This is a genomic window from Aestuariispira ectoiniformans, from assembly GCF_025136295.1.
GTDB lineage: Bacteria > Pseudomonadota > Alphaproteobacteria > UBA8366 > Aestuariispiraceae > Aestuariispira_A > Aestuariispira_A ectoiniformans.
This window is the reverse complement of sequence record NZ_CP062788.1, coordinates 1,638,745-1,663,477: the sequence shown is the minus strand read 5'-3', so window position 1 is coordinate 1,663,477 and position 24,733 is coordinate 1,638,745. Positions and strand designations below refer to the sequence as shown.

Here is a 24,733-nt window from a genome sequence, read left to right as displayed (position 1 = left end):
AATGACAAACAATAAAGATCAGGAAAATACCACTGCCTCGCCAATCATGCCCAAAGGCGCGCATGCGGATTTCAGCGGCGACATGTCCTATGGCGACTATCTGGGCCTGGACACTCTTCTTTCCGCCCAGCATCCCCTGTCGGACGAGCATGACGAACCGCTGTTCATCATCATCCATCAGGCGACCGAGTTGTGGATGAAGCTGATCCTGCATGAACTGAAGGCCGCCCAGGGCATGATTGCAGCAGACAATCTGCAGCCCGCCTTCAAGATGCTGTCCCGCGTCTCCAAGATCCAGACGCAGATGATCCAGTCCTGGTCGGTGCTGGCCACCATGACGCCGGCGGATTACCTGAGCTTCCGGGACGCCCTGGGCCATAGTTCCGGCTTCCAGTCCTATCAATATCGCGAGATCGAATACCGCATGGGCAACAAGAACCCGGCCCTGCTCGCCCCGCATCAGCATCGCGACGATATTCACAGGCCGCTGGTGGAGGCGCTGAATGGGCGCAGCCTCTATGACGAATGCATTGCCTTGCTGGCGCGCAGGGGCTTTGCCATTGACGAGGCCGTCCTGAACCGCGATTTCGCCCAGCGTCATGAGGCCAATGACAGTGTCGAGGCCGCCTGGATCACCGTCTATCACAACACAAGTGATCACTGGGAACTCTACGAACTGGCGGAAAAGCTGGTGGACCTGGAGGACAGTTTCCAGCAATGGCGCTTCCGCCATCTGAAAACCGTCAGCCGCATCATCGGCATGCGCCGGGGAACGGGCGGCACCGGCGGGGTCACCTATCTGGAAAAGGCCCTTGCCTATACCTTCTTCCCCGAGCTATGGAATCTGCGCACCGAACTTTAAGCTGAGACTCCAGGCCCCATGACAGACAGCAAATATCCCTTCGCCGACCCCGCCGTGGAACAGGCCTTTGACGCCTTTCCATCAGAGGCTCACGAAGGGTTGCTGCAACTGCGCAGCCTGATCTTCGAGATTGCCGCCGAAACCGAAGGCGTCGGCCCCGTGCAGGAATGCCTGAAATGGGGCCAGCCCGCCTATCTGACACCCAAGACAAAATCCGGCACCACCATCCGTCTGGGTCTGCCCAAACAGGGTGGCTTTGCCCTTTACACCCATTGCCAGACAACGGTGATGGCGGAGATGCGGGACCTGTTCCCGGATGACTTCACCTTCGAAGGCAAACGCGCCGTTCATTTCACCACCGAGACAGACCTGCCGCTCGACAAGCTCACCATCCTGATCCGGCGGGCGCTCACCTATCACCAATAAGCTCCAAACGGGGGAAGACAATATGATTACCTGTACGTTGCGCTATGTGATCGACGCCCACAAAATCGCGGAATTCGAGACTTACGCGAAAATGTGGATTCCGCTGGTGGAGAAATTCGGCGGCAAACATCACGGCTATTTCCTGCCCCATGAAGGTCCGAGCGACATCGCCTATGCGCTGTTCAGCTTCGACAGCCTCGCTGCCTATGAGGTCTATCGTCAGGAAGCGGCTAATGATCCCGACTGCCAGGCCGCGGTGAAATATTGGGAAGACACCCGCTGCTTCCTCTCCTATGAGCGCAGCTTCACGCGTCCGGTGTTCAGCTAATTGCCCTTGCCGATAGCAAGCACGCGATATTATTTCGTTGTAAGCTCGCCCCTGTCACTCCGCCATCAATTCGGTTGAAGCGGGCGGCTGGAGATTCCGGCCTTCGCCGGAACGAACGGGGTATGGGTTTGGTTTCCAATAATCTTACCGCTCATCCCGGCGAAGGCCGGGACCTCAGACAGCGCACTCAGCCATCTATACTCGGCCCCCCACGATCAACACGGTGATACGTAAGTTCAGCCAGAAAGCGCTATGCGTTAGTCAATGCACATCCCGAAGGTAGACCGGCAAGTCGGTGGCCTTCGGGGTGACGCCGCATTGGTTCAGCATGTCGCCGACAAAGCCCCGGTGATAGGTGGCGTGATTGGCGAGATGAACGGCGATCTCGCTGCGGGTCATGGCCCCCTCGCCGCCATCGACGAATTTGAAATGCACGGTTTTCGCCAGCGCCTCGGCTGACAGTTGATCGAAATAATCGATATACCAGGCGTCCAATTCCTGAACTTGCGCCCAGAGATCCTCAATCCGGGGCGTTTCCTTGGTATTGCGCGCAGTGAAGCCATGGGCCTGGCCCGTCAGATGGCCCTGGAAAATCCGGTCGATCACATAGACATGGTTCAGGGTATGGGCGATGCTTTTGAAATGGGTCTTGCGGTGCTTGTAGATTTCTTCCTCAGGCAGGCCGCGCACCGCCTCGAACACCCGCTCGTCGGCCCAGGCCTTGTAACGCATCAACATTGCCGTCATCGTCCCGATCTCCGCTATTCCTGTTGTTTCCAACAGATATAGGCTGCGCGCGGCCCCATCCCCAAAAGCAAAATTGTGACCGGGACAATTTAGCGGGCAATTTCCTTCAACCACTCGCTCAAAAAATCCGCGAGGATTTTATAGTCCCGGGCGCGGGCCGCCGATTTGCGCCAGGCGAGGCCGATGCGGCGCGAGGGTTGCGGGTCGGCGAAACTACGGATTTTGAGATTGGGCGCGGTATTCAGGATGCCGCTGGTCACCGCCATCTCCGGCAGCAAGGTCACGCCCAGCCCCTGCCCGACCATCTGGACCAGGGTATGCAGGCTGCTGGCGCGGAAGGCGTCGTTGACCGTGTCCAACTGGCAGGCAGACAGCGCATGGTCGCGCAGGCAGTGCCCGTCTTCCAGCAATAGGACGGACCGATCCCCCTGCCCCAGTTCCTCCAATGACAGGATTTCTCGCCCGCCGCGGGTCGATTCGGCCTTGGTATTTTCCAACAGGACAAAGGGGTCATGCCCGACCGTCACCGTGACCAGGTCCGGCGCATCGTAAGGCAGGGCAAACAGCACCACATCCAACTGCCCGTGGGACAGCTTGTCCACGAGAGAGGCGCTCAAATCCTCCCGCACTTCCAGTTTGACCTTGGGAAAGGCATCCTGCAGGGCAGGCATCAAGGTCGGCAGCAGAAACGGCCCGATAGTCGGGATCACGCCCAGACGCAAAGTGCCCGACAACGGTTCTTCCGCGTCGGCGGCCATATCCTCGATCTCGCGGGCAATCTCAAGAATCTTTTCACCCTTTTCCAGAACCTGCCGCCCCAAAGGGGTCAGCATCACCTTGCGCCGGGTCCGTTCCACCAGCGTTGCCCCGATCAGGGTTTCCAGTTCCTTGATCCCGGAAGACAGGGTCGACTGGGTCACAAAACAGGCATCCGCCGCCCCGCTGAATGACAGATGTTCGGCGACGGCCGACAAATACTGAAGCTGCCTCATCGTTGGCAAAGGCATGGGAATCCTCACATCGATAAATTCGAATTTACCTTAAATATAGAAATCGATTTTGTCGATAACAGTAATTGATATTAAGAATTAGACTGTATCGAGAACACTCGCTACATTCCAGATGTCAAAACGAAAACACAGTTTAACGAATTGAGAGAGAACCATGTCAGTCGACGTTTACATCAAGGACAACTGCCCTTACTGCGAGCGCGCTGAACGCCTGCTGACCAAGCGTAAAGTGGCCTATAACCGCATCAATGTGACCAACGATCAGGATGGTTTCGCGGTTATGCAGGATCGGGCCCAAGGGCGCAATACGGTTCCTCAGATTTTCGTCGGCGAGACGCATATTGGCGGGGCTGACGACCTTTCCATGATGCCGCGCGCCGACTTCATGGCCCTCATCGGCCAGTAGTCACAGTCAAACCAAGTTTCTTTTTCAACCCAAACTAAAGGAGTTAACCATGTTGGGTGTTGGTGAAAAATTGCCGGAATTTGAAGTCGTTGGTGTTAAACCGGGCTTCAACAGCCACGAAGAAAACGGTGAATCCGCTTTCGAAAAAATCACACAGGACAGCTTTGAAGGTAAGTGGAAGGTAATCTTCTTCTACCCGAAAGACTTCACCTTCGTCTGCCCGACCGAAATCGTCGAATTCGCCAAACTGGCAGAAGATTTCGAAGAGCGTGACGCAGTCGTCCTGGGCGGCAGCAGCGACAACGAATTCTGCAAGCTGGCATGGCGCCGTGAGCACAAGGACCTGAACGGTCTGAACCAGTGGTCCTTTGCTGACACCACCGGCGATCTGATCGACGGCCTGGGCGTGCGTTCCGAAGAAGGCGTTGCCCTGCGTGCGACCTTCGTTGTCGACCCGCACAACACCATCCAGCACGTCTATGTCAACAACCTGAACGTCGGCCGTAACCCGCAGGACACCCTGCGCGTTCTGGACGCCCTGCAGACGGACGAACTGTGCCCCTGCAACCGCGCTGTCGGCGGCGATACGCTGGCTGCGTAACAGCCAACACCCGGGCGGGCCATCACCACTCCCCCGGTGGTGGCCCCAACCCTCCCGGTCTTCAAATGGGTTCAACAATTGAATAGGAGGATGCCATGCGTAATCACGATACCCTGACCGCATTAACCGAGTTGAACGTCCGGGCCTGGCACTTCCGAGATAAACGCACAAGGGTCAAAGCCTGCAGCAGTGACCTCGCCTGTGCCCAAGCCTTCAAAGAACAGAAGAATGTTAAGGAGCCGTCATCATGAGCATTGACGCATTGAAAAGCCGTATCCCGGATTACGCCAAGGACATTCGCCTGAACCTGTCCTCGGCGGCAAAAGAAACCGCACTGACCGAGCAGCAGCTTTACGGCACCCTGTTGGCTTCGGCGCTCGCCAGCCGCAACAAGGAGGTTATCCGCGCGATTTCCGATGAGGCCCTGCCGCATCTGTCCGAGGACGCGGCAAATGCTGCAAAGGCCGCCGCCGCCGTCATGGGGATGAACAATATCTACTATCGCTTCATCCATCTGGCCTCCGAGAAGGAGTACCAAACCATGCCGCCGCGCCTGCGCATGAATGTGATGGCCAATCCGGGCGTCGAAAAAGCCGATTTCGAGCTTTATTCGCTGGCAGTATCCGCCGTAAACGGCTGTGGTATGTGCATCGACAGCCATGAGATCGAACTGCGCAAGGCCGGTCTCACCGGATCGGAAATCCAGGCTGCTGTCAAAATTGCCTCCATCATCCACGCGGTTGCAGCCGTGCTGGATGGCGAAGACGCCATGGCCGCCTAAACACAGGCCCACACAAGGTTCAACTCCCTAAAGGACGGGTTCACCCGTCCTTTAGCTGTGAGTGGCAAAATCCTGTCCGATATCCCGGCTTTCGCCGGGACGAACGGGAAAGTTGTCGATATCGAGAAGACAACACACAACCCCGTTCAAACCCACATATCCACGTCATCATACCCATAAAAGGGCATAGCCCCACTGTTTCCCACCAAGTTATTTCATGACCTCCGCTCGTCCCGGCGCAGGTCGGGATCTTTTACGCAATGGGGCGATGGCCCCTTATCTAATTTCCTTCACCAAAACCTTTCATAATCCCCGTTCGTCCCGGCGTAGGCCGGGATCTTATGCAACTCGCATCTGAGATAGGATAAGCCCACATGGGGAGAATAGGCCGGTCGCTTTCTTCGTTTACATCATGACCAACAGGCGCGGTGGTGTGCTCTATATCGGAATGACGGATGATCTCATCCGGCGCGCCTGGATGCATCGCAACCATATTCTTGGCGGGTTCACAGACAAGTATAACTGTGAACGGCTGGTCTGGTATGCCCCCCCTCGCGCGAAAGTGCCTTAACCCGCGAACGTCGGATCAATAACTGGAAGCGCTGCTGGAAGATTAAGCTGATTGAAGACATGAACCCGGATTGGCGTGAACTGGCAGAAGACTTGTAGTGAGCCAGCGCAGCTTGCACGAGATCCCGGCTTGTGCCGGGACGAACGGGGTAAGGGAAAGAGAAGTGAATGACATATAACAAAAGAACACCGCTCATCCCGGCGCGGGCCGGGACCCGCCGGGTGAAGGATCAAGCAACAGCCCTCGCTCATGCCCACGCGGATGGGCATCCAGTCTCTGTTATCCCTTTGGGTTTTCCGTCCTTTAGCCGTGAGTGACCAGCGGCTGCAAAGCGGTCCGCACCCGTTCCGGCAGCTCAACCGGGCGGCGCGTCTCGCGGTCCACATAGACATGGACGAAATGGCCGAAGGCGGCGATGTCGTCCTCACCTTTTTTGAACAGGCCAATCTCATAGATGACGCTGGTCCGGCCCAGTTTGGTGACCCGCATGGCTGCCTCGATCACTTCGGGGAAGGAAAGCTCACGGAAGTACTGGCATTGCGTTTCCACCACCAGGCCGATCTCGCGGCTGGCGGCGGGGTTCAACCCCGCCTCATCAATCAGATGCCGGTTTACCACCGTGTCGAAGAAAGAATAATAGGTCACATTATTCACGTGACCATAAACGTCATTGTCCATCCAGCGGGTCGGTATTTCCCGGATATGCGGGAAATCCTCACGCCTTGGCCGGTCCACCGCAGTCACGTTTACACCGCCTGTTTTGCCGAAACACCCCGGGCGAAATCCCTCAGGGTCTGCCGCACGATTTCCGGTGCTTCCAGCATCATCATATGGCCGCTGCCGCTGATAACATGCTGCTCCACATCCTTGATCGCCTCCAAAAGCGGGGCTGCTACCTTGACCGGGCTCATCTTGTCCTCTGCCGCCATCAGCAACAGGGTCGGGCATTTGACCTTGCCCGCTTGTTCCACCGCAATTTTATAAGCGTCACAAGCCGCAAGGTCCTTCGCCAGAGACCCCGGCGGGGATTTCTCCAGCAGCCGCACCGCCGCACCGACCATCCAGACGCCGTGCGCCACATTGCCGCCCTTCTGTGCCGCACTGCCATGCCCCCAGGAGGCGATAAGCTCTGCCGCACGGATGTCATTGGCCTCCGCCAATGCCAGCAGGTCGGGATGGACGGGCATTTCCGCCGCCACGCCGCACAGCACGAGACCGCTGACCTGATCCGGATGGACAGCAGCGGCCTGCAAACAGGCCAGTGCCCCCATGGAATGCCCGACAAGGACAGCCTTATCCGCACCGGATACCTTAATAAGATCGGCCAGGAAATCCCCCAGCGCGTCGATGGAGGTCGGCACCTCACCGCCGCTTCTGCCGTGACCGGGCAGGTCGATCGACAGGACGGAAAAGCCCTGATTTGCCAAATAGCGGGACTGCGCGCCCCAAACCGTATGATCCATGCCCGCGCCATGCACCAGGATGATCACCGGTTTGGACGCGTCAAATTCATTCCCGCCCGTATTGGCGAAAATTTTCGTATTGTTAACCGTGAATTCCATCAGCCGGCCACCTTCGATGCGGCCCGCAGGGCCTTGCTCAAATCAACAATCAGGTCATCCACATCTTCCAGACCGACGGACATGCGGATCAGGTCTTCACCGATACCGGCTGCCGTCAACTGTTCAGCGGAAAGCTGTTGATGGGTGGTGCTGGCCGGATGCAGGACAAGCGATTTCGCGTCGCCCACATTGGCGAGATGACTGAAGACCTTCAGGCTTTCAATGAATTTGGCACCCGCCTTGCGGCCACCCTTCACACCGAAGGATAGAACGGAGCCCGGCCCCTTCGGCAGATATTTCTGTGCCAGTTTGTGATCCGGATGGCTTTCCAGCCCCGGATAGTTCACCCAGGCGACCGTTTCATGACCGGCCAGGAATTCCGCAATCTTCGCCGCGTTCGACACGTGGCGGTCCATACGCACCGGAAGGGTCTCGATCCCCTGCAACAGATAGAAGGCATTGGCCGGGCTCATCGCCGCACCGAAATCGCGTAGGCCTTCCGCACGCGCCCGCATGATGAAACCGGCAGGGCCGTATTCTTCCGCAAAGACGATACCGTGATAGCCGGCATAGGGTTCCGTCATGGTCGGGAACTTGTCATTGGCGAACCAGTCGAAGCGACCGGAATCCACCAGTACACCGCCCATGGCAACACCATGCCCGCCCAGCCATTTGGTGGCCGAGTGAACCGTGAAATCCGCACCATAATCAAATGGCTTACAGAGGTAGGGCGTGTTGAAGGTGGCATCGATCATCAACGGCACCCCGGCATCATGGGCAACCTTGGACACGGCCTCGATATCCAGCACTTCCAGCCCCGGATTGCCCAGCAACTCACCAAAGACCAGCCGCGTTTCCGGACGGATCGCCGCCTTGAAGGCTTCCGGGTCCCGCGGGTCGACAAAGGTGGTTTCGATCCCAAAGCGCGGCAGGGTATGGGTGAACAGGTTGATGGAGCCACCATAAAGCGCCCGGGACGCCACAATATGGCCGCCCTGCCCCATCAATGTGGAAATGCCGAGGAACAGCGCCGCATGGCCGCTTGCCGTGCAGATAGCAGCGACACCGCCTTCAAGGGCCGCCAGCCTTTCCTCCAGCACCGCAACGGTGGGATTGGAAATACGGGAATAAATGTGGCCCGCCTGTTCCAGGTTGAACAATGCGGCGGCATGTTCCGTACTATCGAACACATAGGATGTGGTCTGATAGATCGGTACGGCGCGCGCGCCTGTGGCAGGGTCCGGCTGCTGCCCCGCGTGCAGCGCCAGCGTATTGAAATTCAAAAAATCGGGTTTGACCATGTCTCCCCAGCGTCCCTTGTTCTCTTTATCGCATTGCGGAAAAGGTAACGCCGGTCTTGCTCACGCTCAACCGATAATAAACTTCGAAAGCTTGGGATTTTGAGAAAGAGGGGCGCCCTGGCTATCCCCTGAAAGAAGTAAAGGGGTCGCCGTAGCGACCCCTCCCTCAAGCCTTTTTTGAACATACGGAATTCGGATTTTTCCCCCGTCCGATTTTCCGTTCCCCTGTTCAACTTGCTTACCTGCGGAACGAACGTTAGCCGCACCTGATTGAGACGTCAAAGTAAAAAAATGGCAAAGGTGACATTTTTTTTACACGCCTTTGCCAAATTTAAAATAAACAATTGTTTTTAAACAAATTTCAGACTCAAAATTTCGATCTACCCCGTCGCCAATACGGCATAAAGCGCCGCAATTATCCGGTCTTCCTGAATCTCCTTTTTGCACACAAGGTATTCAGATACAGCCAGTGAAGCATTGCGAATCCGGATGGCGCAAAGGCGGTCATCATGCCCCAATTCGGTATCCGCGATGATGCCAACGCCAAAGCCTGCCGCCACCGCCTCACGCACCCCTTCGCGACTTCCGATTTCCATAAATCTCGTCGGGCGCATCCCCCGATCCGCAAGCGCCTGTTCAAGAGCCGCCCGCGTTGAAGACCCCTCTTCCCGCAGGATCAGGGGCCGCGAACACAACTCCGCCATGGTGACGCTTTTTCTGTGCGCCCATGGATCGCCGACGGGCACGACGGCGCGATGGACCGAACGCTTCAGAAGCGCGTGATGATCCTTATCCCTGAGGCTACCTTCCGACTGTACGGCGACGTCGATCCGCCCCTCATCCAGATCACGGCGCAACTGGCGATCGTTTCCCAGCGTCAATGTTACCTCGATCCCCGGATACTGGCGGCTGAAATGCCCCAGCAGAGGCAGAATATTGTGCGGTGCAGGGGCCCCGACCATCAGTCGGCCCGTCGTCAACGACCCGGCCGCGCGCAGAACGCCATCCATCTCCTGCTCGATGACGGCATGACGCTGGGTACACTCAAGCAAACGCACACCAAGCGCGGTTAATTCAATCCCCCGCCCCCTGGGACGAAACAGCCGGACACCATATTCTTCTTCCAACGCACGGATATGGTCGGACAGGGTCGGCTGGGAAATATTCATGGCCTGAGAGGCCTTGGTATAGCTGCCATGGGTTGCCACAGTGTGAAAGGCCTGCAGGCGTTTATAATTCATCGTCTAGACCTATTTGTTTTATCTTTTTTATCGATTTGTTGCTGATATGGCAAAGGCTGTATCCTTCAAACAATCACCAACCCGAAGGAAGAGGCCGCAGCCATGAGCCTGCCCAAGCAAGCACAAGTCGTCATAATCGGGGGCGGCGTTGTCGGCTGCTCGCTCGCCTATCATCTCGCCAAAATGGGACAATCGGATGTGGTCCTGTTGGAACGCAAGCAACTGACATGCGGTACGACCTGGCATGCAGCGGGCCTGATCGGACAATTGCGCAGTTCCCTCAACATGACCCTGCTGGCCCGCTACACCGCGGACCTCTACTATCAGTTGGAGGAGGAGACCGGACAACCGACAGGCATCAAACAAAACGGCTCAGTCACGGTGTCCACCCATGACGGCCGGATGGAGGAGTTGCGCCGGCAGATGTCCACCGCCCGTACTTTCGGCCTGGACATCCAGGAATTGCGTGCGGAAGAGGCCAAAGAACGTTGGCCGCTGTTGAACGTGGACGATGCCGTCGGCGGCATCTATATCCCCGGTGACGGGCAGGGTAACCCCATCGACACCACCACGGCGCTGGCCAAGGGTGCGCGTATGTATGGCGCGCAACTGCTGGAAAACGTAAAGGTCCTCAATGTCCTGACCGAAGACGACCGCGCCGTCGGCGTCGAGACGGAACAGGGAACCATCATGGCGCGCCATGTGGTCAACTGCGGCGGCCTGTGGGGCTGGGAACTTGGTCGAAAGAGCGGCGTTGATATTCCCCTGCATGGCTGTGAGCATTTCTATATTATCACAGAGGACATGGCGGATGTTCCAAGCGACCTGCCCGTCCTTCGCGTGCCCGACGACCGCACCTATTACAAGGAAGATACCGGCAAGCTCCTGATCGGCGGCTTCGAATACCGGTCCAAGCCCTGGGGCGGGGCCGACGGTATTCCGGAAGACTTCTGTTTCGACGAATTGCCGGAAGACATGGAACATTTCATGCCGATCCTTGAACAGGCCATGCAGCGCGTGCCCGCCCTGCAATCGGTCGGCATTCGGAAATTCTTCAACGGCCCGGAAAGCTTCACCCCGGATAACCGTTACCTTCTGGGCGAAGCGCCCAATCTCAAAAACTACTACGTGTCGGCGGGCTTCAACTCCACCGGCTTCCAGTCCGCAGGCGGCGCAGGCAAGGCGCTCGCCGAATGGATCATCAACGGCCATCCGCCCATGGATCTGTGGGATGTGGACATCCGCCGCATGGCCGCTTTCCAGGCTAACCCACGCTATCTCAAGACACGCTCAACGGAATCCCTGGGCCGCCTCTACGGCATGCATTGGCCGCATCTGCAGGCGGAAACCGCCCGCAATATCCGTAAAACCCCACTGCACGACCGGTTGGCGGCGCAGGGGGCCTGCTTTGCCGAAAGTGCTTGTTGGGAGCGCCCGGGCTGGTTTGCGCCAGATGGTGTAAAACCGGAATATGACTATAGCTGGGGCAAGGCAAGCTGGTTCCCCCATTGGCGCGACGAGCATCTGGCCGTACGCAACAATGTGGGCCTGTTCGATCAAAGCAGCTTCGCCAAATTTATGGTCCAGGGCCGCGACGCCGAGGCCGTGCTGCAGACTATCTGCGCAAATAACGTGGACGTGCCGGTGGGCCGGATCGTCTATAGCCAATGGCTGAACGAGCGCGGCGGGATCGAAGCGGACCTTACCGTCACACGCCTTGCCCATGACCGCTATCTGGTCGTCACCGGCACGGCGGTTGCAACCCGCGACCTGACCTGGCTGAAACGCCATATTCCAGGCGATGCTTTTGTCACCGTCACCGATGTAACCTCCGGCGAAGCCGTCCTCAGTGTCATGGGCCCGAACAGCCGCGCCCTGCTGCAAACGTTAACCGATACCGACCTCGGCAATGAGGCCTTCCCCTTCGGCACGGCCCGTGAAATCGACCTCGCCATGGCCCGGGTCCGCGCCCATCGCATCACATACGTCGGGGAATTGGGCTGGGAGCTGTATATCCCTACAGAGTTTGCCACCCATGTCTTCGATGCCATCGTGGAGGCTGGCAAGGCCTTCGACCTGAAACTTTGTGGCACCCATGCAATCGACTCGCTTCGGTCAGAGAAGGGTTACCGCCACTGGGGTCATGATATTGCTGACGAGGATACACCCCTGGAGGCGGGATTGGGTTTTGCCTGTAAATTGAAAACCAATATCCCCTTCATCGGGCGCGAGGTTCTGGAACGACAAAAGGCCGATGGCCTGACCCGGCGTCTGGTCCAGTTCCAGTTGGAGGATACGGCACCCATGCTCTACCACGATGAGCCGATCTGGCGGAATGGCGAGATCGTCGGACGCCTGACCTCCGGCAGTTATGGGCACAGCATCGGCAGCGCGATTGGCCTGGGCTATGTCAGCCAGGACGGGGCTATCATCGACAAGGCCTTTGTAGATGATGGGACGTTCGAAATCGAAGTCGCCGGACAGCGCTTTACGGCCAGGGCCAGCCTGTCCCCGCTTTATGACCCGAAAAGCCTGCGGGTGAAGTCCTGACCACTTGGTTCAACAAAGAAAAAGAGCCGCAAATTGCGGCTCTAGTTGAACAGGGGTCTTAGAGTGTCGCTTCGGCCCATATAGTAAGGGGTGGGTATGGGCCTTGGGGTAGACAACCTCACTATAGGATGAAAACCCTAACAGGACGTTAAAGAAAGATAGCATTCTACAGGATAATTTCATTGGCCCGATACAGGCAAAAAAAGAGCCGCTTTGGGTAAAGCGGCTCAGTCGAACAGGGGTCTTAGAGTGTCACTCGGCCCAATGGGTAAGGGTGGGAATTGGGCCTTGGGGTAGACAACTAATTTGTAACCTATCTTCCCTAACAAGGCGTTAACACTGCAAATTAATTTGCAATCCACCCGGCAACCCCATGTTTTTATTATATTTTTCTACTGTGCAGTCCAGCCGCCATCGACCGGGACACTGACGCCAGTCATCTGCGATGCCGCATCGGAACAGAGGAATACCGCCACCTGCGCCAGCATTTCCGGCGTCACAAAGGTTTTAGAGGGTTGTTTTTCCTCCACCAACTGGCGGGCAGCGTCTTCAACACTCAATCCGGCCTCACCGGCCCGTGCAGCGATCTGTTTTTCAACCAGTTCGGTCCGCACCCAACCGGGGCAGATAGCGTTGCAGGTGATCGGGTCTTCCGCCGTTTCCAGCGCCGTCACCTTGGTCAGCCCCATGATGCCGTGTTTCGCCGCCACATAGGCGGCTTTATGAATGCTGGCAACCAGACCATGCACAGAGGCGGTATTGATGACCCGGCCCCAGCCAGCCTTCTTCATATGCGGCAATGCGGCCTTTGTGGAATGGAACGCCGACGACAGGTTGATCGCGATAATCGCATCCCAGCGATCCTCCGGGAATTCTTCGATGGAGGAGGTATACTGAATCCCTGCATTATTGACCAGAATATGCAGGCCGCCAAAACGGTCCGCCGTCTCCTGGATCAGCCCCCTGATCTGGTCGGGCTTGGACATATCCGCGCCGTTGAACGCAACCTCGACGCCGGTCTCATCGGCCAAGGCCTTGCGTGTCGCCTCGATTGCCGCCACATCGCCCAGGCCGTTCAACATGATGTTGCACCCCTGCCCCGCCAACGCCTTGGCCATGGCAAGCCCGATACCGCTGGTCGACCCGGTTACAACTGCGACTTTACCCTTAAGCATCCCTGATACTCCCTGCATGAATTTGGATTTGCGAAAATTCTAACGCAGTCGGGACTTTTCGCAACTGCAACATAAAAAGTTTTACGACTTGAAGAAGGACTCTGCCGCCGTTTTCGCGGAATGCTTGCCTGCAATCGCCTTGCGGACACGCGTTATTTCCGCCTCCAGTTCGACGATATATTCCTCCAGTGCCGTAACCGACAGAACTTCCAGATCCTTGGGCTCGCCCAAGACCGACCGGTTCGGTTCCAAATCATCTGTATCCATGGCTGCCATCCGTATTTACTTTGCGCTTTGCAATGGTCAGTATCGGCACCTGTAAATATCCATGCAAGGGAGAAGGTGCATGTCGCTGCCTGCAGAAATGACCGTCATTGAAATTTCTGAACCCGGTGGACCGGACGTCCTGAAGTCCGCTACCCGAGCCGTGCCAGCACCAGCGCCGGAGCAGGTGCTGATCAAGGTTGCCGCCATGGGGGTCAACCGGCCCGACGTTATGCAGCGCGCGGGCCTCTACCCACCGCCTCCGGGCGCATCGGACCTGCCGGGCCTTGAAGTTGCGGGTACGGTCGCGGCGGTTGGCGACAAGGTCAAAAACCTGACGGTCGGCGACAAGGTCTGCGCCCTGACACCGGGCGGCGGCTATGCGGAATACTGCCTGACCCATGCAGACCACTGCCTGCCGGTGCCCGAGGGCTTTGATATGGTTCAGGCGGCGGCTCTGCCCGAAACCTTCTTCACGGTCTGGACCAATGTTTTCGACCGTTCCCATCTGCAGGCGGGTGAAACCCTGCTGGTGCATGGCGGCAGCAGCGGTATCGGCACAGTAGCCATTCAATTGGCCAAGGCCTTTGGCGCAAAAGTAATTGTCACCGCAGGCTCCGAAGAGAAATGCCGGTTCTGCCGCGACCTGGGCGCGGACCATGCCATCAACTACAAGACCGAAGACTGGGTCGAGGCCGTCAAGGCCGCCACCGACGGCAAAGGCGTCAATGTGATCTTCGATATGGTTGCCGGGGACTATATTCAGGGCGGGATCGATGTGCTGGCATCCGACGGGCGCTACAACTTCCTGGCCTTCCTGCGTGGCCCGAAGGCGGAAATCAATTTCCGGCGCGTTCTGACCGACCGGCTGACGATTACCGGCTCCACCCTGCGTCCGCGACCGGATGACGTGAAGGCAGGCATCGCCAAGGCCCTGAAAGACCGGGTCTGGCCGCTGTTGGATGCGGGCAAGATCAAACCGATCATCCACAAGACTTTCCCCATGGCCGAAGCCGCCCAGGCCCATGCCCTGATGGAAACCAGCGCCCATATGGGCAAAATCATGATGACAGTGGAATAAGCTGTCAGATTGTGCCTTTGGCGGGTGCCCGCAAAACTTTCCGGCGCCCGCCGCGCACCACCAAACCGACGCCTGTCAGAATGAGGACCATGGAGACCCAACTGATCATCGTCGGGCGCTCACCCAACCAGACCATCCCCATCACGGTTGCAAAAAGCGGGATCAGCAGGGTCACCGTCATGGCGTTGGTCGCCCCTGCCTGTTTGATCAGCGTGAAATAGAGCAGATAGGCAATTGCCGTACTGGCCACGGCCAGAGCCGCCAGGACCATCCAAAGCGAAGGCGACCACGTGGCCGTGGCAAAACCGCCACTCAGATAACAGGTTGGCAGCAAGATCAGCGAAGAGGCCGTCAACTGTCCCGTTGCGGTCATCATCGGCGGCACATTACGCAGCCGTTTGCCAACCATGCCCGCAAAGGCATAGGACAGGGCCCCGCCCAGAACCGCCAGTTGTCCCAAAAGGGCGTCCATGCTGACCACGACCGACGGCTGCATCAGCAAGGCCACGCCGACAAAGCCCAGGACCAGTCCTGCAATTTTTGTCAGGGAAAGCTTTTCATCCTCTGTCAGAAAATGCGCCAGAATCGCACCGAACATTGGCGTTGCCCCGTTCAACAGCGATGCAAGGCCGCTGTCGATATGCTGCTGCCCCCAGGTGATCAGGTAAAATGGTACGGCATTATTGATCACGCCAAGGGCGATAAACCCCAGCCATATCCAGGACGATCGCGGCAGGGCAATCTGTTTCAACAGGACAACCACCCATAGCACCGGGGCCGCCAGAGAAACACGCAATGCCACCACCGCCAGCGGGTCCAGATAATCCAGCGCATAGCCGACAAAAACGAAGGCCCCGCCCCATAACATCGCCAAACCGAACAATGCCGCCCACATCGCGTAACTCATGAACTTCCCTTTTCCGCATCATCAGCCATTAACAGTCGTCACAATGAACAGCCGGGACGTCATCGGACACCCGCTTCTTGCGGTGGATACAATTTTTTGATGGGTGTGCAGCCACCACCCGCGGACCGAATTAGCTGACCTGATGGACAAGATTATACGACCTAAGCAGGGCATCGGTGGAAAACAGGCGGTTTCACAAAAGTTTTTGCCTCTGCGTCGGCTCCTCCCCTTTCAAAATTAATAGAATCGACCAATATAATGGGACGTGGGATATTCACTACCTGTTAACGGTAGAGCGGTAAAATTAGGACTATTGGGGGACGCCCCAATGAAAAAGGAGTGTGATGACGCGAAACGTTTTCATGTCCCGGGATGAGGACGAGCGCGATGGCGGTGGTAAGACAGGGGTGGTCACCAAAACCCGCCCCAAGACGAAAAAACCGTCCATGTACAAAGTGCTCATGCTGAATGACGACTACACCCCCATGGAGTTTGTCGTCTACGTGTTGGAAGGTCTCTTTAACAAGAGCCGGGAGGAAGCCACCAGGATTATGCTTCATGTGCATCAGCGCGGCGTCGGCATCTGTGGGGTCTACCCCTATGAAATTGCCGAAACGAAAGTTACCCAGGTCATGGACCTGGCCCGCCAGGAGCAGCACCCGCTGCAATGCACCTTGGAAAAAGACTGAGCAAACCGACCGATACTGCGGTCTGGAGAAAGGTTAGTTCGAGGCATGCTGTCCAAGTCGTTAGAAGAAACACTGCACCGCGCGCTCGCTTATGCGGGTGCGAGACGACACGAATATGCGACCCTGGAACATTTGCTTCTGTCCTTGACGGAGGACCAGGATGCGATTGCTGTATTGCGCGCCTGCGACGTCAATATGGATCAGTTGCGCGCCGATATCATCGACTATCTCGACAATGACCTGGGCGACCTGATCGGAACTGCCGATGAGGAACCGAAGCCGACGGCCGGGTTCCAGCGTGTTCTGCAGCGCGCCGCCGTGCATGTTCAATCCTCGGGTCGTGAAGAAGTAACCGGCGCCAATGTGCTGGTCGCCATTTTCTCCGAACGGGAAAGCCATGCGGTATACTTCCTGCAAAGCCAGGATATGACCCGCTATGACGCGGTCACCTATATCAGCCATGGCATTGCCAAGGCCCCCGGTATGAACGACCCGGCTGCCGCCGCAGTAAGCGGCGCGGATGAAGATGCCCAGGCCGAGGACGTCAACAAAAAGGGGCATGAGGCCCTGGATGCCTATTGCATCAACCTCAATGAAAAGGCCAAGAGCGGCAAGATCGATCCGCTAATCGGGCGTGAAAATGAGGTCGATCGCACGATCCAGATTCTGTGCCGCCGCACGAAGAACAACCCGCTGCTGGTGGGTGACCCGGGTGTCGGCAAAACCGCCATCGCCGAAGGTCTTGCGCGGCGCATCGTGGATGCAGAGGTGCCGGAAGTCCTCGAAAAAGACACAATCTTTGCGCTCGACATGGGCGCGTTGCTGGCCGGGACCCGCTATCGCGGTGACTTCGAAGAACGCCTGAAGGCGGTGATGAAGGAACTGGAAGAATACCCGGGCGCAATCCTTTTCATCGACGAAATCCACACCGTGATCGGCGCAGGCGCCACCTCCGGCGGGGCCATGGACGCCTCCAACCTGCTGAAACCGGCATTGGCCAGCGGCACCCTGCGCTGCATCGGCTCCACCACCTATAAGGAGTTCCGCGGTTATTTCGAAAAGGACCGCGCGCTTAGCCGCCGGTTCCAGAAAATCGACGTGAACGAGCCCAGCGAAGACGACACGGTGAAAATCCTCATGGGCCTGAAGCCTTATTACGAGGAGCATCACAAGGTTCGCTATACCAACGATGCGATCAAATCCGCCGTCGAATTGTCCTCGCGCTATATCAACGACCGGAAACTGCCGGACAAGGCGATTGACGTGATCGATGAGGTCGGGGCGTCCCAGATGCTGCTGGCCCCGTCCAAACGGAAAAAGACCGTCAGTACCAAGGATGTGGAAAATGTGGTCGCCAAAATGGCCCGTATCCCGCCGAAGCAGGTCTCGCGTGACGACCGGAAGGCCTTGAAAAGCCTGAAGGGTGACCTGAAAACCATGGTCTATGGTCAGGACAAGGCGATTGATGCCCTGACGGCTGCGATCAAACTGTCCCGTGCGGGTCTGCGTGAACCGGACAAGCCGATCGGCTCCTATCTCTTCTCCGGCCCCACCGGCGTTGGTAAAACCGAGGTTGCCCGCCAGTTGGCGCAAACCATGGGGATCGAGCTGAAACGCTTCGACATGTCCGAATATATGGAGCGCCACACGGTCTCCCGTTTGATCGGTGCGCCTCCGGGCTATGTCGGCTTTGATCAGGGCGGCCTGTTGACGGATGCCATTGACCAGACGCCCCATTGCGTGCTGCTGCTGGACGAAATTGAAAAGGCCCACCCGGACCTGTTCAACATCCTGCTGCAGGTGATGGATTACGGCAAGCTGACCGACAACAACGGCAAGACGGTCGACTTCCGCAATGTCATCCTGATCATGACGACAAATGCCGGTGCCGCCGACCTTGCAAAACCCGCCATCGGCTTTGGACGGGAAGAACGGATCGGTGACGATGAAGAGGCGATCAACCGCCTGTTCACACCGGAATTCCGCAACCGCCTGGATGCCATCATTCCGTTCAGCCACCTGAGCGAGGATGTGATCCACCGTGTGGTCGACAAGTTCGTCTTCCAGTTGGAAACCCAGTTGGCAGACCGCTCGGTCACCATCGAACTGACCGACGAAGCACGGGAGTGGCTGGCCAAGAAAGGCTATGACAAGCTTTATGGCGCTCGGCCTCTTGCCCGTGTGATCCAGGAGCATATCAAAAAGCCGCTGTCGGAAGAATTGCTGTTCGGCAAGCTGAAAAATGGCGGCATTGCCAGGATTGGCGTGGATGAAAAAGAAAACAAACTGACCTTCAGCTATCCGGAAACCCGCCGGGCAAAGAAACCGAAATCAAAACTGCCGGCGACAGTTGATCGTTGAGTGTGATTTGAACGTTTCAAATAAAAGCCCCGCTAATTCAGCGGGGCTTTTTCTTGAGCCCCCGTTTTCGCTTCGGAATTTAGCCTAAAAAACAAACATTCTTTTCTTGGCACGCGAATCGTAAAAGAATAGGTTAAGTAATGTCCTGGAGTTTCGGGGTTTTTTAACCAGATGGCGCCAAAGAGCCCAAAAGATAAACCGAAGATTCCCTTCCGGTTACGCTTCAAGGCGTGGTGGGAGGGCGTTGATGCTGAGTCGTATCTGAAGCTCGAGCGCGATGATCCGGATCATTCGGACAGCAATGCCATTCATGTGGATGACGTCGAAGAAGAGGATACGAACTGGCCGGAAAGCCGCGTGTCCTTCCTGACCAGGCTCTGGGGCGGGGAAGACCAGGAAGAGGTCGTTCATCCGGGCGGCACCGAATACACCATGATGCTCGCCAAACCTTTGGGACTGAACGAAACGAAGACCGTTCTGGACCTCTGTGCGGGATTGGGCGGTGGCACTCGCGAATTGTCCAAGCAATTCAACCTGTGGATTGAGGGGATGGAGGCAGACCCGGAACTCGCCAACCTCGCCAACGACCTTTCCATCAAGCATGGCATGGAAAAAAGGGCCCCGATCCAGACCTTTGATCCGAACAAGCTGGAATTGCCGGAAAAGCGTTACGACGCAATCATGATCCGCGAGTCCATGTTCGCCTATCCTAGCCGAGGCAGCCTGATCGAAAAGGCCTTCAATTCCCTGAAGCCGCGCGGGCACCTTCTGATCACCGACTATGTCCTCAAGCAACCCGATTCGATTGACGCGCGCCCAGTTGCGATCTGGCAGGAAAACCACCCGACCAAGCCGCTGCCATGGACCATGGCGGAATATAAGCGTGCCGTGCTGAACCTCAGCATGAACCTTCATATTCATGAGGACAGGACCGACGAATACCGCACGCTGGTGCTGAACGGTTGGTCGACCTATGTGAATCAACTCCAAAAGTCGGACCTGGACCGCGACACGGTCAATGAACTGATGCATGAGGCGCAATATTGGCTGCGGCTGGTACGCGCCTTGGAATCCGGGGAGTTGCGCTATATGCGTATCCATGCGACCCGGGGAAGTGAAACAATTTAGGCCGAAAAACACCTTTCGGGCAAAACTACCTGTTGACAGTCCCCCCGCCCATCCTTATGTTCCGCCGCGAATTTGGATAACCCGCGCGCCCGGGGCTACTCGTGGCAGCTTGCAGGAGAAATAAGATGAAAGTCGCCAGCTCGCTGAAGACGCTTAAAAAGCGTGACAAGAACTGCCGCGTCATCCGCCGCAAGGGCCGGGTGTACGTGATCAACAAAACCAACCCGCGTTTCAAAGCACGCCAGGGCTAAGTTTTGTTGCCAGTCGGCCAAGGCCGATTGGAACAGATACGATCAAAAACCGCGCTTCGGCGCGGTTTTGTCGTTTCCGGTTCCCCCCTCCAAAAACCAGCCTTTCATGACAGTATTCTGACAGCCGCGAAAGCCTCAAGACTCGCCTCGAATTCGGTGCTATCCTACCGCGAATTACTGACCTTATGGTCAAGAATCGCTTTATTGGGGATAGATTATGAAAAGGCTTGGGCTTTCCTTCACGGCTGCTTTATTGCTGGGCAGCGCCTCTTCGGCTTTCGCGGCCACCGTTGACCTGCGCATCATGGAAACGACGGATATTCACGTCCATCTGGCGGACTATGACTATTATCGCGACCGCCATTCCGACACGCATGGCCTGGCAAAGACGGCAAAACTGATTCGCGACGCCCGCGCCGAGGCGACAAACAGTATCCTGATCGACAACGGCGACCTGATCCAGGGCAACCCGCTTGGCGATTACATGGCCAAGGAACACGGCCTGAAGGCAGGTGAGGTTCACCCGGTCTATAAAGCCATGAACCTGCTTGACTATGATGCCGGCAACCTGGGTAACCATGAATTCAACTATGGCCTGGATTTCCTGAAGGAAAGCATTAACGACGCGAATTTCCCCTATGTCTCCTCCAACATCTATAAACCGGACGGCGACGACGACCTCTCCAATAACGATCCTTATTTCACACCCTATATCCTGCTCGACCGGGAAGTTACGGACCACGACGGCAAGAAACATACTCTCAAGATTGGCGTGATCGGCTTCGTCCCGCCCCAGATCATGCAATGGGACAAGACCAACCTGGATGGCAAGGTTGTGACCGGCGATATCGTGGAAGCCGCCAAACGCTTCGTTCCGGAAATGAAGGCCAAAGGGGCGGATATCGTCATCGCCGTTCCCCACTCGGGCCTGACTGCGGTAACCGAACAGGGCATGGACGAAAACGCCGCCTATTACCTGTCCAAGGTTCCGGGAATCGACGCGATCCTGACCGGTCACGCCCATCAGGTTTTCCCCTCCGACGGGTATAAAGACCTGCCCGGCGTTGACCTCGCCAAGGGCAGCATCAATGGTATTCCGGTGGTCATGCCCGGTTTTTGGGGCAGCCATCTGGGTTTGGTCGATATGACACTGGATGTGGATGCGAAGGGCAAATGGACGGTCGCAGATGCGTCGGGCAAGACCCGCGCCATCTACAAACGAGAAGGACGCAAGGCCATCCCGCTGGTCAAGGCGGAACAGGATATCCTGGACGCAATCAAACAAGAGCATGAGGCGACCATCGCCTATATGCGCGAAGGCGTGGGCGAGACTACGGCACGCATCCACAGCTATTTTGCCCTGGTCCAGGACGACCCCAGCATCCAGATCGTGACAAACGCACAGAAATGGTATGTGGAGCGCCTGACAAAGGGCAGTGAATATGACGGCATCCCCGTGCTGTCCGCCGGTGCGCCCTTCAAGGCTGGCGGTCGTGGCGGGCCGGACTATTACACCAACATCGAACCGGGCGCGATCGCACTAAAGAATGTGGCTGATCTCTACATCTACCCCAACACGTTGCGTGCGGTTCTGATTGATGGCGCAACGGTGCGGGAATGGCTGGAAATGTCGGCTGGCGCCTTCAACCGGATTTCAGCCGACGGCGGCGAACAGCCGCTGTTGAACCCCAAATTCCCCAGCTATAACTACGATGTCATCGATGGCGTCACCTATGAGATCGATGTCAGCGAACCGGCCCGCTACAACAAGAATGGCGAAGTGGTGAACCAGGAAGCGCATCGCATCAAGAACCTGCGCTTCAATGGCAAGCCGATCGACCCCAAGGCAAAATTCATCGTTGCCACCAACAATTACCGTGCCAGCGGCGGCGGCCATTTCCCGGGTCTCGATGGTTCCAACATCATCATCGAGGCACCGGATGAGAACCGCACCGTACTTGCCAATTATATCTTCTCTCTGGGCACACTGGACCCCAGCGCGGACAACAACTGGACGTTCAAGGACCTGCCCGGCGATGTGCAGGTAACTTTTGAAAGCTCCCCCGCGGCGGCTGACGTCATTGTCAGTGACAAGATAAAAGTTCTGGGCCAGGGCGAAAACGGTTTCTCCAAATTCGGTCTCAATCTGTAACGACAGGCTGATACAAGCAGAATGAAGGCCCGGCATTTGCCGGGCCTTCGCTGTTGGCAGAGAGGGCAGGCAGGCGCCAACAGCTTACTGGTGTTCCAGCATCTCCACCCGTTGGTTCAGGAAATCCAGACGTTCCGCCATCATCGCGGCCATCAACTCATGGAAAGCCGCCTCCAGGCGCAGGCATTCTTCCCTGTCTTTTGCAAATTGCCGCAGGGCTGGTAGCGACAGATAGCAAACATCCGTCTGCCCGCGGGCAATGGCGCTGGCCGTTCTCACGCCATGGCCCAGATAGTAGGCCATCTCCCCAATCATAACCCCCGGCAGAAACGTACGGATACGCGTCCGGCGCCTGTCTGCGCCTCCCTGATGGACAATTTCCACCCGCCCTCTGTCGATCAGCAACACCGACTGGTCTGCGTCCCCCTGATGGAAGACCACATCACCATCCTTGAAATGACCTTTGGGCAGATGGGCATACAACGCCTTCGCGCGTGCCTCCGTGTCACACAGGCGCATAAGGCCCTGCAGGCCGCTGTCGTCATCGCGCCCCATATTCTCTGACCAGCCCACCATCAGGCGGTCCTCCAGCATCTCTGCGGCATCGCTGGTGGTGGCAGCAAATTCCACAGACGGGAAATCCTGAAACCGTCCACCTATGAAGGACTTCCGGCGAAGTGAAACACCGCACAGGGTCAGGGTAATCCGCTGACTGTCCAGAAATTGGGTCAGGCGCGTCAGGGATTGCAGGGTCGAAACATCGGCCCCATGCACATAGCCCAGGTTCAGCACCACATGGCGCACAATGCCGCCGCGTCTCAGGACATCCTGTCGGATCTGCTCACAGGCGCGGCTGGCAGAACCGAAGAACAAATAGCCTTTCAGGCGATAGATAATCGCACTCTTCCCCACCTCCCTCAGATACTCCTGCGCGGCGGGCGCACGCTGTACCGGCGAGCCGCGCTCTGCCAGCGTTTCAATGCGGTCGATGACCGGAATGCGGGCATATTCGATAACAAAAACGACAGAGGAAATGAGAATCCCGACGGCAATCCCCTCCAGAAAACCGAAAAGGGTAATGACGACCGCGATAATAACCACGATGGCGAGGTCAACCCGGCCAAGGAATCGAACCTGCCTGACCAGCCAGTCGTTGAAAAACTCAAAAGCGACGACCAGCATGATCGCGCTGACAATGAATTTCGGCAGCCAGGCCACGATTTCGGTTCCGATATAGACAGACAGCAGGCAAAGCCCGCCGACCGTCAACCCCGCAAGACGCGACGACGCCCCGAAGCGCGCACCAAGGACCGTGAGGCCCACCATGCTGTATCCCGGCAACCCGCCAGCCAGGGCCGCCACAACATTCGCCTTTCCGTGGGACCGCAGCTCCCGGCGTAGGTCCAGCGGCCCCAGATCGCTGATATCAAGGGCGCGCAGGTTCATCATCGCCGCAACCACCGACAGGAAGACCACCGACAGAACAAGCGGCAATGCCGACAGCACCATGCCTACATCCGGAACAGCCTCCAAAAAGTCGAAGCTGTTGCCGGACTGGCTCATTCGAACATCGAACAGCCACCCGGTCTGACGCAGGATATCCATGTCATGACCTGAGAACAGCGCAATGCCGTAAAACCCCGCCACCATCAGCACAATCGCCACAGGCAGTGTGACGCTACCCGGGACAAGGCGCATTACAGTAAACAAGGCAATTCCCGCAAGGATGGCAGCCGCCAGCAACCAGCCCTGCGATGCCGATAGGCCGTACAGGGCGGCAAAAATTCCCTCTGCCGGATTCAGCACAAGCTTGAGCGCGGCCAGGACAAGAAGACAGCCGGCCCCGATAAGAAACCCGCAGATAACAGGAAAGGGGATAAGCTGGATGAAGCGCCCCAGATTGAACCGCGCCACCAACAGCAACACAGCCCCGAAGAGGAATGTGGTCAATGCAATCAGCACGACCACGGTTATCATATGTTCGTCCGAGCTTCCCAGGCGTGCATCCTGCAGTGTCACAAGCAGGGTTGACCCTGCAAGGATCGCGGGGGCCTTTTCCTGGGTTCCGGCAATGTTGCAGGCCAACCCGGAGGTCAGTGCGACGACAGTCGCCGTAATGGCACAGCCAATCAGGAAGAGGCTTAAGCCGGGGCCCAGATAGGGCTCCAGACTGCCCCCGAACAGAAGGGCCGCGAAAGCAATGCAGAGAAGGAAATTGTCCATCGCCGCCAGCCCACCCGCCATCAGGTCGGCCAGATAGGAGGCGGGTTTTATTTCTGTTGTTTGCAGCAAGCTCATTTCATGTCCCCGGAGCCTTCCCTTCCTGTCCGCATGGTGAC

24 protein-coding genes are annotated in these 24,733 nt (G+C 57.3%); 14 read left to right on the top strand and 10 right to left on the bottom strand.

Annotated features, from left to right (window positions below; genetic code table 11):
- The first annotated feature begins 1 nt into the window (after position 1).
- Genes kynA through IF205_RS07955 form a run of 3 tightly spaced genes read left to right on the top strand, consistent with a single transcriptional unit; the run spans position 2 to position 1,616 of the window.
- Positions 2-862, top strand: coding sequence for a tryptophan 2,3-dioxygenase (gene kynA, locus IF205_RS07965; RefSeq protein WP_259782759.1), 861 nt, complete (start codon positions 2-4; stop codon positions 860-862).
- Positions 863-880: 18 nt separating this feature from the next.
- The gene (locus IF205_RS07960; protein WP_259782758.1) at positions 881-1,288 is read left to right on the top strand and encodes a DUF1801 domain-containing protein; all 408 of its coding nucleotides are present in this window, start codon (positions 881-883) and stop codon (positions 1,286-1,288) included.
- Positions 1,289-1,310: 22 nt separating this feature from the next.
- The gene (locus tag IF205_RS07955; RefSeq protein WP_259782757.1) at positions 1,311-1,616 is read left to right on the top strand and encodes an NIPSNAP family protein; all 306 of its coding nucleotides are present in this window, start codon (positions 1,311-1,313) and stop codon (positions 1,614-1,616) included.
- A gap of 261 nt (positions 1,617-1,877) precedes the next feature.
- On the opposite strand, the gene IF205_RS07950 is transcribed toward IF205_RS07955, so the two are convergent.
- Together IF205_RS07950 and IF205_RS07945 are read right to left on the bottom strand one after the other, a co-directional pair.
- Positions 1,878-2,363, bottom strand: coding sequence for a DinB family protein (locus IF205_RS07950; protein ID WP_259782756.1), 486 nt, complete (start codon positions 2,361-2,363; stop codon positions 1,878-1,880).
- An 89-nt stretch (positions 2,364-2,452) separates the two neighbouring features.
- Positions 2,453-3,370 (bottom strand): hydrogen peroxide-inducible genes activator, encoded by a 918-nt coding sequence (locus IF205_RS07945; RefSeq protein WP_259782755.1) that lies wholly within the window; start codon positions 3,368-3,370, stop codon positions 2,453-2,455.
- A 157-nt stretch (positions 3,371-3,527) separates the two neighbouring features.
- On the opposite strand from IF205_RS07945, the gene grxC reads away from it, so the two are divergent.
- From grxC to IF205_RS07925, 4 genes are all read left to right on the top strand, one after another.
- Complete coding sequence (gene grxC / locus IF205_RS07940) at positions 3,528-3,779, top strand: glutaredoxin 3 (RefSeq protein ID WP_259782754.1); 252 nt, start codon at positions 3,528-3,530, stop codon at positions 3,777-3,779.
- Between the two features lie 49 nt (positions 3,780-3,828).
- Positions 3,829-4,380, top strand: coding sequence for a peroxiredoxin (locus tag IF205_RS07935; protein WP_259782753.1), 552 nt, complete (start codon positions 3,829-3,831; stop codon positions 4,378-4,380).
- Positions 4,381-4,627: 247 nt separating this feature from the next.
- Positions 4,628-5,161 carry an alkylhydroperoxidase, AhpD family gene (gene ahpD / locus IF205_RS07930; RefSeq protein ID WP_259782752.1) on the top strand — a complete coding sequence of 178 codons (534 nt, stop codon included), beginning with the start codon at positions 4,628-4,630 and terminating at the stop codon, positions 5,159-5,161.
- Between the two features lie 412 nt (positions 5,162-5,573).
- Complete coding sequence (locus IF205_RS07925; RefSeq protein WP_259782751.1) at positions 5,574-5,732, top strand: GIY-YIG nuclease family protein; 159 nt, start codon at positions 5,574-5,576, stop codon at positions 5,730-5,732.
- 303 nt (positions 5,733-6,035) lie between these two features.
- On the opposite strand, the gene IF205_RS07920 is transcribed toward IF205_RS07925, so the two are convergent.
- From IF205_RS07920 to IF205_RS07905, 4 genes are all read right to left on the bottom strand, one after another.
- Positions 6,036-6,476, bottom strand: coding sequence for an acyl-CoA thioesterase (locus IF205_RS07920; protein ID WP_259782750.1), 441 nt, complete (start codon positions 6,474-6,476; stop codon positions 6,036-6,038).
- Between the two features lie 2 nt (positions 6,477-6,478).
- Entirely contained in the window at positions 6,479-7,294 is an 816-nt protein-coding gene (locus IF205_RS07915; protein WP_259782749.1) for an alpha/beta fold hydrolase, read from the bottom strand.
- Positions 7,294-8,595, bottom strand: a complete 1,302-nt coding sequence (locus tag IF205_RS07910) for an O-acetylhomoserine aminocarboxypropyltransferase (RefSeq protein WP_259782748.1) — start codon at positions 8,593-8,595, stop codon at positions 7,294-7,296. Before IF205_RS07910 ends, IF205_RS07915 begins: the two co-directional genes overlap by 1 nt.
- A gap of 380 nt (positions 8,596-8,975) precedes the next feature.
- Complete coding sequence (locus IF205_RS07905; protein WP_259782747.1) at positions 8,976-9,836, bottom strand: LysR substrate-binding domain-containing protein; 861 nt, start codon at positions 9,834-9,836, stop codon at positions 8,976-8,978.
- Positions 9,837-9,938: 102 nt separating this feature from the next.
- Here IF205_RS07905 and IF205_RS07900 point away from each other — a divergent pair, with 102 nt between their 5' ends.
- A complete protein-coding gene (locus IF205_RS07900) occupies positions 9,939-12,386 on the top strand; it encodes a GcvT family protein (RefSeq protein ID WP_259782746.1) in 2,448 nt (815 codons plus the stop codon).
- A 392-nt stretch (positions 12,387-12,778) separates the two neighbouring features.
- Here IF205_RS07900 and IF205_RS07895 read toward each other — a convergent pair whose 3' ends face one another.
- Both IF205_RS07895 and IF205_RS07890 read right to left on the bottom strand, forming a co-directional pair.
- Positions 12,779-13,561 (bottom strand): 3-hydroxybutyrate dehydrogenase, encoded by a 783-nt coding sequence (locus IF205_RS07895; protein WP_259782745.1) that lies wholly within the window; start codon positions 13,559-13,561, stop codon positions 12,779-12,781.
- A gap of 81 nt (positions 13,562-13,642) precedes the next feature.
- On the bottom strand, positions 13,643-13,828 hold the full coding sequence (locus tag IF205_RS07890) for a DUF1192 domain-containing protein (protein ID WP_259782744.1): 186 nt from the start codon (positions 13,826-13,828) through the stop codon (positions 13,643-13,645).
- Between the two features lie 79 nt (positions 13,829-13,907).
- Here IF205_RS07890 and IF205_RS07885 point away from each other — a divergent pair, with 79 nt between their 5' ends.
- Positions 13,908-14,906, top strand: a complete 999-nt coding sequence (locus IF205_RS07885) for an NAD(P)H-quinone oxidoreductase (protein WP_259782743.1) — start codon at positions 13,908-13,910, stop codon at positions 14,904-14,906.
- 4 nt (positions 14,907-14,910) lie between these two features.
- Here the strand turns inward: IF205_RS07885 and IF205_RS07880 are convergent, their stop codons facing one another.
- A complete protein-coding gene (locus tag IF205_RS07880; RefSeq protein ID WP_259782742.1) occupies positions 14,911-15,813 on the bottom strand; it encodes a DMT family transporter in 903 nt (300 codons plus the stop codon).
- 344 nt (positions 15,814-16,157) lie between these two features.
- Here IF205_RS07880 and clpS point away from each other — a divergent pair, with 344 nt between their 5' ends.
- The 5 genes from clpS (at position 16,158) to IF205_RS07855 (ending at position 22,394) form a co-directional block, all read left to right on the top strand.
- Positions 16,158-16,502, top strand: coding sequence for an ATP-dependent Clp protease adapter ClpS (clpS, locus tag IF205_RS07875; RefSeq protein ID WP_375542681.1), 345 nt, complete (start codon positions 16,158-16,160; stop codon positions 16,500-16,502).
- A gap of 45 nt (positions 16,503-16,547) precedes the next feature.
- Positions 16,548-18,863, top strand: coding sequence for an ATP-dependent Clp protease ATP-binding subunit ClpA (gene clpA, locus IF205_RS07870; RefSeq protein WP_259782741.1), 2,316 nt, complete (start codon positions 16,548-16,550; stop codon positions 18,861-18,863).
- Between the two features lie 171 nt (positions 18,864-19,034).
- The gene (locus IF205_RS07865; RefSeq protein ID WP_259782740.1) at positions 19,035-19,991 is read left to right on the top strand and encodes a methyltransferase domain-containing protein; all 957 of its coding nucleotides are present in this window, start codon (positions 19,035-19,037) and stop codon (positions 19,989-19,991) included.
- Positions 19,992-20,116: 125 nt separating this feature from the next.
- Positions 20,117-20,242: a type B 50S ribosomal protein L36 gene (ykgO, locus tag IF205_RS07860; RefSeq protein ID WP_115936980.1), complete on the top strand. Its 126-nt coding sequence runs from the start codon at positions 20,117-20,119 to the stop codon at positions 20,240-20,242.
- Positions 20,243-20,459: 217 nt separating this feature from the next.
- Complete coding sequence (locus tag IF205_RS07855) at positions 20,460-22,394, top strand: bifunctional 2',3'-cyclic-nucleotide 2'-phosphodiesterase/3'-nucleotidase (protein WP_259782739.1); 1,935 nt, start codon at positions 20,460-20,462, stop codon at positions 22,392-22,394.
- Between the two features lie 84 nt (positions 22,395-22,478).
- Here IF205_RS07855 and IF205_RS07850 read toward each other — a convergent pair whose 3' ends face one another.
- Positions 22,479-24,692, bottom strand: coding sequence for a SulP family inorganic anion transporter (locus IF205_RS07850; RefSeq protein WP_259782738.1), 2,214 nt, complete (start codon positions 24,690-24,692; stop codon positions 22,479-22,481).
- Between the last annotated feature and the right edge of the window lie 41 nt (positions 24,693-24,733).